Raw genomic sequence first — 12,570 nt, forward strand, 5'->3', positions numbered from 1 at the left:
GCCGGACAGCCAAGGAAGCGCCTAACCCGGTGACCCGGGGGCGCCTCGACAACCGAGGGGACATACATACAGATGCGAGCGCAGCCTGCTACGTCTGAGGAGCGCAGGCCCGCAGCGCAACTTGTAGCATACGGGGGCAGCCGGGCAGGGTCAATGCGCGAAGGCGCACACCCGGGGCGGATCGCCGCATTCCCGGCACAAAACCTGTCACACGAGGCCACGCGGGCCCTGGGACACCCCTGTCGTGACACCCCCGAGGCGGGTCGGACGGTGGCCCGCAGACTATTACGAGGGAGCCGATCATCCAAGAGCCCGAAGCGTTCGAACCGGAAGCAACCCGTCGTACCGCGGACGCCGCGGAGAGCTCCCGCGCGAACCGCGGCTGGTGGGACCGGAACGCGGACGAGTACCAGGTCGAACACGGCACGTTCCTCGGCGACGACCGGTTCGTATGGGGCCCCGAGGGCCTCGACGAGGTGGAGGCCGAGCTCCTCGGACCGCCGGAGGATCTCAAGGACAAGGACGTCCTGGAGATCGGCGCCGGCGCGGCCCAGTGCTCGCGCTGGCTGGCCGGGCAGGGGGCGCGGCCCGTGGCCCTGGACCTCTCCCACCGCCAGCTCCAGCACGCGCTGCGCATAGGCGGCGGCGTGCCGCTGGTGGAGGCCGACGCGGGCGCCCTGCCCTTCGCGGACGGCTCCTTCGACCTGGCGTGCTCGGCGTACGGGGCGCTGCCCTTCGTCGCCGACCCGGTGCGGGTCCTGCGGGAGGTGCGCCGGGTGCTGCGGCCGGGCGGCCGTTTCGTCTTCTCCGTGACGCACCCGATCCGCTGGGCCTTCCCCGACGAGCCCGGCCCGGAGGGGCTCAGCGTCTCCGCGTCGTACTTCGACCGCACTCCGTACGTGGAGCAGGACGAGGAGGGCCGCGCGGTGTACGTCGAGCACCACCGGACGGTCGGGGACCGCGTCCGTGACGTCGTGGCCGGCGGCTTCCGGCTGGTGGACCTCGTCGAGCCGCAGTGGCCCGCCTGGAACACCCAGGAGTGGGGCGGCTGGTCACCGCTGCGCGGGAACCTCATCCCCGGGACGGCGATCTTCGTCTGCGAGCGCGACTGACACAGGCGCCTGCCGCCCGTGCCCTGGTGCGGCACGCGCGCGTGGAGGCCGCTTCCACCCGCGTACGAGACTGGGGGGCGTGATCCGCTACGACGCTCTGGACGCGCTGCCCGTGCGCGGCGCCCTGCCCGGCCTGGACGACGCCCTGGAGGGCCACGGCACCGCGGTGCTCGTGGCGCCGCCGGGCACCGGCAAGACGACCCTGGTGCCGCTCGTGCTCGCCGGTCTCCTGGACGACGGGCGGCCGGCGCGCCGGGTCGTCGTCGCGGAGCCGCGGCGGATCGCCGCCCGGGCCGCGGCGCGCCGCATGGCGTGGCTGCTCGGCGAGAAGGTCGGCGAGAGCGTCGGCTACACGGTGCGCGGGGAACGGGTGGTCGGCCGCCACGCGCGCGTGGAGGTCGTCACGACCGGTGTGCTGTTGCAGCGGCTCCAGCGGGACCAGGAGCTGGCGGACGTCGACGTGGTCGTGCTGGACGAGTGCCACGAGCGGCATCTGGACGCCGACACGGTGGCAGCCTTCCTGTGGGACGTCCGGGCCGCCCTGCGGCCGGAGCTGCGGCTGGTGGCGGCCTCGGCGACGACGGACGCGCAGGGGTGGGCCCGGCTGCTGGGCGACGCGCCGGTGGTCGAGGCCGAGGGCGTGTCGTATCCGGTCGAGGTGGTCTGGGCGCCGCCCGCCCGCCCCGTCCGGCCGCCGCACGGCATGCGGGTGGACCCGGCGCTCCTGACGCACGTGGCGGCGGTGGTGCGGCGGGCGCTGGCCGAGCGCGAGGGGGACGTCCTGTGCTTCCTCCCCGGGGTGGGGGAGATCGCGCGGGTCGCCGGACAGCTGGGGGACCCGACGGGCCGGGGCGACGTGGACGTGCTCCAGGTGCACGGGCGGGCGCCGGCCGCCGTGCAGGACGCCGTGCTCTCCCCGGGGGCGCGGCGCCGGGTGGTTCTCGCGACCTCGGTCGCCGAGTCCTCCCTGACGGTTCCCGGGGTGCGGGTGGTGGTCGACTCCGGGCTGGCGCGGGAACCGCGTGTGGACCACGCGCGCGGGCTGAGCGCCCTGACGACCGTACGGGCCTCGCAGGCGGCCGGGCGGCAGCGGGCCGGACGGGCCGGACGTGAGGCCCCCGGAGCGGTGTACCGGTGCTGGACGGAGGCGGAGGACGGGCGGCTGGCCCGCTTCCCCGCCCCGGAGATCAAGGTGGCGGACCTGACGGCGTTCGCCCTCCAGGCGGCCTGCTGGGGCGACCCGGACGCGACGGGGCTGGCTCTCCTCGACGCGCCGCCGGGCGGGGCGATGGCCGCGGCGCGCGCCGTGCTGTCGGCGGTGGGCGCGGTGGACGACTCGGGGCGGGCGACGGACCGGGGTGTCCGCATGTCCCGGCTCGGACTGCACCCGCGGCTCGCCCGCGCCCTGCTGGACGCGGCGCCCGAGGTCGGCGCGGACCGCGCCGCCGAGGTCGTCGCCCTGCTGAGCGAGGAGCCGCCGAGGGAGTACGGCGACGATCTCGCCGCGGCCTGGCGTGCCGCCCGGCGTGGCGGTGACGCCTACGCCGGGCGGTGGCGTGCGGAGGCGAAGCGGCTGCGGACCATGTCGGCACCGGGTCCCCGGCAGCAGGGCCCCGCCCTGGATGAGTCCGCCCAGGAAGAGTCCGCACGGCAGGTGCAGGAGCTCGCCTCGCAAGGGGCCGCCCGGCCGCCGCGGGAGCCCGCCCCGGAGGAGTCCACCCGGCAGGCCCGGGGTGGGTCCGCCCGGCCGTCGCCGGGGCTGTCGTCGTCCTCCGCGGGCGGCCGGGGCGGCGCGGCGCGGACCGGGGACGATCACGTCGCGGGCCTCGTCGCCGCCCTCGCCTTCCCCGAGCGCGTCGCACGCTCGCACGGCGGGTCCTATTTGATGGCGTCCGGGACCCGGGCCGAGCTCGGGGACCACACGGGTCTGCGGGCCGCTCCCTGGCTCGCGGTCGCCGTGGCCGACAGACCCGTGGGCGCCGGGCACGCGCGCGTGCGGCTCGGCGCCGTCATCGACGAGGAGACGGCCCGGCGGGCAGCGGCGCACCTGTACGCCGAGGGCGACGAGGTCGGCTGGGCCGACGGCGACGTGGTCGCGCGCCGGGTCGAGCGGCTCGGGGCGGTGGAGCTGGCGGTGCGTCCGCTCCGGGACGCCGGCTCCGGACTCGTACGCGAGGCACTGGTGGAGGGGCTGCGGGCCGAAGGGTTCGGGCTGCTGCGGTGGACGCGGGACGCCGAGACGCTGCGGCAGCGCCTGGCCTTCCTGCACGCACACCTGGGCGATCCCTGGCCCGACGTGTCCGACGACGCCCTGCACGCGCGCGTGGACGAGTGGCTGGAGCCGGAGCTCGGCCGGGCGCGTCGGCGCGCCGATCTGGGGCGGATCGACGCGGGGCAGGGCCTCACCCGGCTGCTTCCGTGGGCGAGCGGGGACGCCGCGCGGCTGGACGAGCTCGCGCCGGAGCGCGTCGAGGTGCCCAGTGGGTCCGGAATCCGGATCGACTACACCGACCCTGAGCGTCCGGTCCTCGCGGTGAAGCTCCAGGAGATGTTCGGGCTGGCCGAGACGCCGCGGATCGCCGGTGTGCCCCTGCTCGTGCACCTCCTCTCCCCCGCCGGGCGTCCCGCCGCCGTGACGGCCGACCTCGCCTCCTTCTGGAAGGACGGCTACCGGGCGGTGCGGGCCGAGCTGCGCGGGCGGTATCCCAAGCATCCGTGGCCGGAGGACCCGGCGACGGCGGAGCCGACCCGGCACACGAACGCCCGGCTGCGCAGGACGTGACCTCCCGCCGGTGAAGCGGAAGCGAGAAGCAGGTCAGGCGCCGACCGGCTGACGTGACCGGTCAGGCGCCGACCGGTTGACGCGATCGGTCAGGCGCCGACCGGCTCCGGTTCGGTGACCCCGGCGGGTTCCGGGTCGCCCGGCCGCCGGCTGCGGGCCTCCAGGTAGAGGGAGAGGGAGAGCAACCCGGCGCCGAGAGCGAGGAAGCCCCAGGGAAGGTAGGAGGTCATCAGGAGGACCAGGGTGCGGTTGGAGTCGACCAGGTCGACCGTGTGCTCGATGTAGTCCTCGCGCATCTTCACGTGCCCGGCGAACGCCGTCACCTTGTCGCGGTCGCCGAGCAGGGTGCCGCCGCGGAGTTCCTCCTTGTGGATCTCCTCGCCGTACACGGGCGCTCCGGTGACCGGTTCCACCCAGAACTTGCGGACCGTGGTGTACCAGCGGGTGGTGCCGGTCTTGGCGACCGACTCGGGGGTGATGCCCTCGACCGGCATGACCTTGGGGAACTTGACCTTGGTCCAGGGGATGGTCTGCTCGAAGTAGTAGACCTTGATGCCGCGGAAGGTCCGGGTGCCCTTGTAATGGATGGGGGCCGAGGTCCGGGTCTGCGCGTCGAAGTACTCGTAGTCCCGCTTCTCCGTCTGGAAGGGCCACTTGAACTCGATGCCCTGGCGGGTGACGGGGTCGCCGTCGACGGATTCGCCGGTGGCGTGGACGGGCTCCTGGCTGTGCGCGTCGAAGATGTAGCGCTCGGGCAGCTTGGAGACCATCTTCCCGTCGGGGCCCTGGACGTAGGAGAGAGAGTCCCAGACGACGACGTCGCGGCCCGCGGTCCTCTCGATCTTCTCGGACGCTTCGACATTGCCCCTCAGGGTCTGCACGATGGTGACCTTGGGGACCTTCCTGGCCTTCATGGTGCCGTAGTCGAGGAGGGTCGCGTCCTTCGCCTCCAGGACCATGTCCTGGTACTGGCCGGCTGGGATCTTCGCCAGGCGCGGGAAGGCGTACCAGCGCAGCAGCGGGGACAGCGCCGTGAAGAACACGGCGAAGGCGAGCAGGATCAGGCTTGCCTTGCGGCGCATCTCGGCGTCCCTCCCTGGGTGTTGCGGACGGGCCGGCACGGGCCTCGGGGCCCGGGGGCGGGCCTCGGGCGCGGGCCGCGGGCTACGGGTGTGCGGGCACGGTGGTCAGCAGCGGCTTCGGCGAGGTGCTGCCGGCCGGCGAGCCGAGGGCGGTGATGGTCAGCACCAGGGCGAGGGCCACGGCGAGACCGGTCGCGGCGGCGATGAGGGCACGCATACGGGCCTCCCGGGAACCATGAGCTGATACACCGTCAGGTCCGGCACCGTAGCAACGGCGGGGCGAGATGAGAACACGTCGCACACACACGGCGGCGCCCCTCCGGAGGAAACCGGAGGGGCGCCGCGGTGCAACGGGTTCTACGAGGCGGCCGCCGCCACCTTCAGTTCGACGGTCAGCGTCGCGCCGCCCGCGGTGTCGATACGGAGCAGGAAGGTGCCGGTGGTGTCGTCCGCGTACAGCTTGGGGAGCTTGAGCACGCCGTCGGCGTCCGTGGTCAGGTCCGTGAGGGTGCGTACGGTCTTGCCGTCCGCGTCCTTGAAGTAGGGGCCCTTGTCGTTCGCGGTGGCGTCGTCGGCCGACTTGACGAGGGTCGCGGTGGCCGCGACCTTGTCCGCGACGGCCCCCTTGTACGTGGCCTTGACCTCGATCTGCTCGGCGAACTCGCCGCCCGGCACACAGGTCGGCGCGGCGTCGCCGGTGCGGGTGAGGGTGTCGGCCTGGCGCGCGGTGACGGTCGCCGTGTAGTCGAGGCCGGACATGACGCGGCCGACCACGGTGGCGCGGACCGTGAAGTCACCGGTCTTCTCGCCGGCCACCAGCGCGGGCGCGGTGGCCGTGCCCAGCTTGTCGGTGACCACCGTGGCGACCGTCTCTCCACCGCTGAACGTGGCGTCCGTGGCGTCGCCGACGATGGTGAAGCGCACCCGGACCTTCGCCACGGCCTTGCCGTCCTTGGTCTCCGTCCGCACGGCGACCTTCCGGTCGAAGGAGTCACCCGCCATGGCGGTGAGCTTCCCGGTGCCCGCGTCCTCCAGGTGATCCACCGTCTGGGTCGGCGTCGGGGCGGGGGTGGTCGGGGGCGGAGTGGTCGACGGCGGCGAGGTGGGCGGGGTCGGGGTCGACGTGCCGTCGCCCGGCTTCGGCTTGCCCGGCTCGGACGGCTCGGCGGGCTTGGACGGCGGCGCCGAGGTGGCGGGCGGAGTCGGCGTCGGGAGGCTCCCGGAGCTGTCGTCGCTGTTGTGCGACGGCAGCGTTCCGGTGCCGTCCGGCACCTCGTGCGTGCCCTTGCGGTAGTACTCCAGCCAGGACAGGACGGTGTTGAGGTAGGCCGTCGAGTTGTTGTAGCTCAGGATCGACGCGTTCATCTGCGCCTGGACCGACATGTCGTGGTCGAAGCGGCACAGGTAGTGCCCGGCGGCGAGCGCCGCGTCGTAGATGTTGTTGGGGTCCTTCTTGCCGTCGGCGTTGCCGTCGCGGCCCGCCCACTCCCAGGTGGACGGGATGAACTGCATCGGGCCCACCGCGCGGTCGTGCGTCCTGTCGCCGTCGTACGCGCCGTTGTCGGTGTCGCTGATGTTCGCGAAGCCGTTGCCGTTCAGGACGGGTCCGAGGATCGGCGAGTACGTCGTGCCGGAGGCGTCGACCCGGCCGCCGCGGGCCTGGCCCGACTCGACCTTGCCGATGGCGGCGAGCAGCTGCCAGGGCAGGTTGCAGCCGGGCTTGGACTCGCGCAGGGACGCCTCGGCCTTCTTGTAGGCGTCGAGGACGGTCGCGGGGATGCCCGCCTCGGCCTCGCCCCGGGACACCGGGGTGCCGACGGTCGGCGACGGGCTGGGGCTGTCCAGCGGCGGAAGGTCGGTGTAGTAGCGCGAGTTGCCGGTCGCGGTGTCGTCGTTGTCCGGGCTCGGCGTGGAATCGGAGCCGGTCGTCTGTCTGCCGCGATTGTCGGTCGTCACTCCCGGGGCCTGGGACGCGGCCAGAGCCGCGACCGCGACCGCGGCCACAGCGGTGGTGGCCGCCCCCTTGCGCAGCCTCCTGCCGAAATGCGCCTGCGCCGACATCGAGTGAACCCCTCCCGTGGACGACCGCCCGTACACCTGTGGTCCGCTGTGCGGTTGTGCGTCTGTGCGGTTGTGCTGTGCGATTCTCTTGTATTCAGAGATTCTCTTGTGCTTCGCGGTTCCCCGTGGGCCGCTTCGCGCTTTTGCTCTGATGTTCGACGTTCCCGTGTCCCCAGCACGGCAACCCAGGTGACCCTACGACAACTTCCGTCGCGCGGGCACCCGTTCGCGCCCGATTTTCACCGGTTGGCCATGTCCCGACGTCCCTCATACTGGGCGTCGGTGATCACCGTGCCGGGCATGCTCGGCCAACCCTAGTCGCAGGGGGACGACTTGCCCTTCACTCTCAGCCACGCGGCTGCGGTGCTGCCGGGCGTCCGCGGCGACGGGACGGGGCGCGGCCGGCTGGTCCCCGCCGTGCTGGTGGCCGGCTCGTTCGCTCCCGACATGACCTACTACGCGGCGAGTGTGCTGCCCGGGGCGATGGATTTCGGCACGTTCACGCACTCGTTGCCCGGTGTCCTCTCCTTCGACGTGTTCGTCGCGTGGGCACTCGTGGCCGCCTGGCTGGTGCTGCGCGAGCCGCTGGTGGCGCTGCTGCCGGCCGCCGCGCAGGGGCGTCCGGCCCGGCTGCTGCGCTGCGGCACGCCCCGTACGCGTCCCCGGTGGTCGACGGCCCTGCGGTGGTACGTCTCCGCGGTGCTCGGCGGGCTGACCCATGTCGTGTGGGACGCCTTCACGCACCACGACCGGTGGGGCGTGCGGCTCGTCCCCGTCCTCGGGCGGGACGTGGGCGGCTCGCCACTGTTCTGGTACGCGCAGTACGGCAGTTCGGCCGTGGCGGCCATCGTGCTCGTGGTCTTCGTGGTCGTCGCGCTGCGCCGGACGCCCCACGGCGAGCCCGTGGGGGTGCCCGTGCTGTCCTCGTCCGACCGGTGGCTCGCCGCCGCCGTGCTCGGGTGCTGCGCGCTGCTGGGCGCGGTGCAGCGGGCGTCGCGCTGGTGGGCCTACTGGGGCTCCACCGCCAAGCCCTGGGAATTGATCCCGACGGTGTGCTTCGGCGCGGGTGCCGGGCTGGCGCTCGGACTCGCGCTGTACGCGGCCGGGATCAGGGTGTGGCGTCCTGCTCCGGCTCGTCCCGGCCCGGCAGCGGTTCGTACGGAACCGGGCCGTCCGGCTCCTGACCGATCACGCTCTGCGGGCTGAGTCCCTGGATCAGGCCGCGGCCCTGGTTGAGGCCGCGGTGCACGGCCTGCGCGATGCGCCCGATGGTCGCGATCCGTCCGATGGTGCGGACCTGGTAGGGCGTCGTCGGGTTGTCACGGGTCAGGACGACCATGCGATAGGTGCGGTGGGTGCCCTTGAACGCGCCGACGCCGTGCACCCGCCACCCGTGCCGGGTCCTGAGCAGCGGGCCGTCCTCGGAACGGGTCGCCGGCTCGCGCGCCGCGCCGGAGGGCACACGTCGCCCGTCGCCGCGGATCCGGCCGGGCGGCATCAGTCCGTGGGTGCGGGTCTTCAGGAAGGAACGGGCGTCGGTGAGGACGCCCGGCAGCCGTGTCTCCGCGAGGCGCAGGACGGCCTCCATGAGCACGCCCCGGGCTCCGCTCACCTCGTCGATCTGGCGCTCGCTCGCGCGGGCGCAGCTCAGCCCGGTGTCGTCCTCGTGGACCGCTGCCGGGGCGGTGCCTGTGCGGGACGACAGCGCCGCCCGGGTGTCGCGGGACATCCGGGCGGCGCGTTCGGGGTCACGGGGCGTGCGGTACGTGGCGGGCACCTGGGCGGTACCGGCTCCCGCGGCGACAGCGGGCATCGGCGCGAGCAGCGCCGGGACGACGGCCGTGGCCGCACAGACGACGGCGGTGGCCATGACCGTACGGCGGTGGAGCATGCGTATACCCATGCCCGCATCCTTGCGGCCGCTGCGGCCCGGGGGCGTCTTTGCGGGGGCCACGCGGGTGACGCCCCCGGAGCCGACGCGGTCCCCGCGCCTGCCCTGCCGGGCCGGTCCCCAGGGTGCCGGCCCTCCCGGCGGGCCCTCCGGCACGGGCTTCCCGACGGAGCCCGCCCACGGCCGTCCTCCCGGCGGAACCTTCCAGCACCGGCTCACCCCGCCGGGCCCGCCCCGTACCGCCCCCGGCGGAACCTTCCAGCACCGGCCCTCCCGGCGGGCCCTCCAGCACGGGCTTCCCGACGGGGCCTGCCCGCGGCCGTCCTCCCGGCGCGGCGGGTCCTTCCTGCACCGGCTCACTCGGCCGGGCCTGCCCCGTACCGGCCCTCCCGGCGGAAACTTCCTGCACCGGCCTTCGCGGCGGAACCTTCCAGCACCGGCTCACCCCGCCGGGCCCGCCCCGTACCAGCCCTCCCGGCCGGACCTTCCGGTACCAGCCCACCCGCTGGGGCCTCCCGTACCGGCTCTCCGGCGCTGGACGTACCGGGGACCACTCCCCCAGGGATCATCGGCCTCGGGACATCAGGCCTCCCTTGGACCGGCCCGAGGACCGGCTCGCAAGGGCGGCGCCCCTCCCGTTGACCGGCCCCCTGGGACCGGACCCCGAGGGCCGGCTCGCCCGGAGACAGGACCCCCTCCGGAGACAGGACCCCCCTCCGGAGACTGCACCCGCTCCGGGGCCGGCGGCCCGCCCGATGAGCGGAGCGCCCCGCCCGAAGCCCGCCATCCCCGCCGGAGCCCGGCGGGGATGCCGGGGAACGGCTCAGTGCGCCGCCGACTCCCAGTCCGTGCCCGTGCCGACGGACACGTCGAGGGGAGCCCGGAGCTGCACCGCCGACGCCATCTCGCGGCGCAGCAGCTCCTCGGTCCGCTCGCGCTCGCCCGCGGCGACCTCCAGGACGATTTCGTCGTGCACCTGGAGGAGCATCCGGGACTTCAGATCCGCCTCGCGCAGCGCCCGGTCCACATTCAGCATGGCGATCTTGACGATGTCCGCCGCCGTGCCCTGGATCGGCGCGTTCAGCGCCATCCGCTCGGCCGCCTCGCGGCGCTGCCGGTTGTCGCTGTTGAGGTCCGGCAGGTAGCGGCGGCGGCCGAAGAGCGTCGCCGTGTAGCCCGTCGCGCGCGCCTCGTCGACCACGCGGCGCAGATAGTCCCGCACCCCGCCGAAGCGCTCGAAGTAGGTGTCCATCAGCGCACGGGCCTCGCCCGCCTCGATGTTCAGCTGCTGCGAGAGGCCGAAGGCCGACAGCCCGTAGGCCAGGCCGTACGACATCGCCTTGATCTTGCGGCGCATCTCCGCGTCGACCGCGGACCGCTCCACGGAGAACACCTGGGAGGCGACGGTGGTGTGGAGGTCCTCGCCGGAGGTGAACGCCTCCAGCAGCCCCTCGTCCTCGGACAGGTGGGCCATCACGCGCAGTTCGATCTGGCTGTAGTCCGCGGTCATCAGGGACTCGAAGCCCTCGCCGACGACGAAGCCACGGCGGATCGCGCGTCCCTCGTCCGTGCGGACCGGGATGTTCTGGAGGTTCGGGTCCGTGGAGGAGAGACGGCCCGTCGCCGCGACGGTCTGGTTGAACGTGGTGTGGATGCGGCCGTCCGCAGCGACCGTCTTGATCAGACCCTCGACCGTGGAGCGCAGCTTCGCCTGCTCGCGATGGCGGAGCATGATCACGGGCAGTTCGTTGTCGGTCTGCGTCGCGAGCCACGCGAGGGCGTCCGCGTCCGTCGTGTAACCCGTCTTGGTCTTCTTGGTCTTCGGCAGGGCCAGCTCGCCGAAGAGCACTTCCTGGAGCTGCTTGGGCGAGCCGAGGTTGAACTCGTGCCCGGCGGCGGCGTGGGCCTCCTTCACCGCCTGCTGCACGGCACCCGCGAACATCTGCTCCATGGCCTCCAGATGGGCCCTGTCCGCCGCGATGCCGAAGCGCTCCATGCGGGCGAGCAGCGCGGACGTGGGCAGCTCCATGTCGCGCAGCAGGTCGGTGGCGCCGACCTCCTCCAGCTTGCCCACGAACGTCTCGCCCAGGTCGAGGATCGTGCGGGCCTGGGCCATCAGCGCGTCGGCCTCGGCCCGGTCGTCGGTGCCGAAGGCGAGCTGCCCGTCGGCCGCGGCGGCGGGTCCGAGCTCCCGGCCCAGGTACTCCAGGGACAGCGCGTCCAGCGCGAAGGAGCGACGGCCGGGCTTGACCAGGTAGGCGGCGAGCGCGGTGTCCATGGACACGCCCTCGATGCTCCAGCCGTGCTCGGCGAAGACCCGCATCGCGCCCTTGGCGTTGTGCATGATCTTGGGCTTCGCGGGGTCGGCGAGCCATGTCGCGAACGCGTTCTCGTCGGCCTCGTCCAGCTGCGAGGGGTCGAACCAGGCGGCGGCGCCGGCGCCTGCGGCGAGCGCGACCTCGGCCACCGAGCCGGTGCCCAGGCCCCACGAGTCGACGGTGGCCACGCCGAGGACCGCCGTGCCGTGCTCGGTGAGCCACGGCTTCAGCTCGCCCGCGCCCAGCACCGTGCCGTCCACCTCGACGCCCTCGGCGACCGGCTGGGCCGCCTCGGCCTCGTCGGACCCCGGGTCGACGGCGAGGAGCCGCTCGCGCAGCGAGGGGTTGCGGATCTCCAGGGTGTCCAGGACCATCGCGACGGCCTTGCGGTCGTACGCCGCGCGCTCCAGGTCGGGGACCGTGCGGGACAGCTCCACGTCCTTGACCATCTCGGTGAGGCGGCGGTTGAGCTTCACCGCTTCCAGGTGGTCGCGCAGGTTCTGTCCGGCCTTGCCCTTGACCTCGTCGACGCGCTCGACGAGGTCCGCGAACGATCCGAACTGGTTGATCCACTTCGCGGCGGTCTTCTCGCCGACGCCGGGGATGCCCGGCAGGTTGTCGGACGGGTCGCCGCGCAGGGCCGCGAAGTCGGGGTACTGGGCCGGCGTCAGTCCGTACTTCTCGACGACCTTCTCCGGGGTGAACCGGGTCAGCTCCGAGACGCCCTTCGTCGGGTACAGCACGGTGGTGTGCTCGGAGACCAGCTGGAACGAGTCGCGGTCGCCGGTGACGATCAGCACCTCGAAGCCCTCGGCCTCGGCCTGGGTGGCGAGCGTGGCGATGATGTCGTCGGCCTCGAAGCCCTCGACCGCGAAGCGCTGGACGTGCATCGCGTCGAGCAGCTCGCCGATCAGCTCGACCTGCCCCTTGAACTCGTCCGGGGTCTTCGACCTGTTCGCCTTGTACTCGGTGAACTCCTCGGAACGCCAGGTCTTGCGCGAGACGTCGAAGGCCACCGCGAAGTGCGTGGGCGCCTCGTCGCGCAGCGTGTTCGCCAGCATCGACGCGAAACCGTAGATTGCGTTCGTCGGCTGGCCGGTCGCGGTGGTGAAATTCTCCGCGGGCAGCGCGAAGAACGCGCGGTACGCCAGCGAGTGCCCGTCCATGAGCATCAGCCGCGGACGACCCGCACCTGCGGTTTTCTCGGTCTTCTTCGATGCTGTTTCTGCCACGCCCCCGATCCTGCCACGCCCCACTGACATCGAGAGCCCTCCCGGCCCGGTGCGGGCGTCCGCGGGGCCGGACACCGTGGGCCCGGCGGGGG

Annotated in this window: 8 protein-coding genes; 3 read left to right on the forward strand and 5 right to left on the reverse strand. The window is 73.4% G+C overall.

Annotation, left to right across the window (positions count from 1 at the left end; translation table 11 throughout):
- Positions 1-284 precede the first annotated feature (284 nt).
- Together ACSYGO_RS14335 and ACSYGO_RS14340 are read left to right on the forward strand one after the other, a co-directional pair.
- Positions 285-1,112, forward strand: a complete 828-nt coding sequence (locus ACSYGO_RS14335) for a class I SAM-dependent methyltransferase (RefSeq protein WP_426676058.1) — start codon at positions 285-287, stop codon at positions 1,110-1,112.
- Positions 1,113-1,191: 79 nt separating this feature from the next.
- Positions 1,192-3,894 (forward strand): ATP-dependent RNA helicase, encoded by a 2,703-nt coding sequence (locus tag ACSYGO_RS14340; RefSeq protein ID WP_460386813.1) that lies wholly within the window; start codon positions 1,192-1,194, stop codon positions 3,892-3,894.
- 89 nt (positions 3,895-3,983) lie between these two features.
- Here ACSYGO_RS14340 and ACSYGO_RS14345 read toward each other — a convergent pair whose 3' ends face one another.
- The 3 genes from ACSYGO_RS14345 to ACSYGO_RS14355 all read right to left on the reverse strand — a co-directional run bounded on the left by ACSYGO_RS14345 (position 3,984) and on the right by ACSYGO_RS14355 (position 7,037).
- Entirely contained in the window at positions 3,984-4,976 is a 993-nt protein-coding gene (locus tag ACSYGO_RS14345) for a PorA family protein (RefSeq protein WP_460386814.1), read from the reverse strand.
- 82 nt (positions 4,977-5,058) lie between these two features.
- Positions 5,059-5,193 carry an SPW_0924 family protein gene (locus ACSYGO_RS14350; RefSeq protein WP_426675965.1) on the reverse strand — a complete coding sequence of 45 codons (135 nt, stop codon included), beginning with the start codon at positions 5,191-5,193 and terminating at the stop codon, positions 5,059-5,061.
- A gap of 140 nt (positions 5,194-5,333) precedes the next feature.
- Entirely contained in the window at positions 5,334-7,037 is a 1,704-nt protein-coding gene (locus ACSYGO_RS14355) for a lytic transglycosylase domain-containing protein (protein WP_460386815.1), read from the reverse strand.
- Positions 7,038-7,370: 333 nt separating this feature from the next.
- On the opposite strand from ACSYGO_RS14355, the gene ACSYGO_RS14360 reads away from it, so the two are divergent.
- A complete protein-coding gene (locus ACSYGO_RS14360) occupies positions 7,371-8,243 on the forward strand; it encodes a DUF4184 family protein (RefSeq protein ID WP_426675963.1) in 873 nt (290 codons plus the stop codon).
- Here ACSYGO_RS14360 and ACSYGO_RS14365 read toward each other — a convergent pair.
- Both ACSYGO_RS14365 and polA read right to left on the reverse strand, forming a co-directional pair.
- Positions 8,146-8,940: a hypothetical protein gene (locus ACSYGO_RS14365; RefSeq protein ID WP_426675962.1), complete on the reverse strand. Its 795-nt coding sequence runs from the start codon at positions 8,938-8,940 to the stop codon at positions 8,146-8,148. The genes ACSYGO_RS14360 and ACSYGO_RS14365 overlap by 98 nt on opposite strands.
- Positions 8,941-9,751: 811 nt before the next feature.
- The gene (gene polA, locus ACSYGO_RS14370) at positions 9,752-12,478 is read right to left on the reverse strand and encodes a DNA polymerase I (protein ID WP_432176916.1); all 2,727 of its coding nucleotides are present in this window, start codon (positions 12,476-12,478) and stop codon (positions 9,752-9,754) included.
- Between the last annotated feature and the right edge of the window lie 92 nt (positions 12,479-12,570).

The sequence above is a fragment of the Streptomyces krungchingensis genome, from assembly GCF_054729265.1.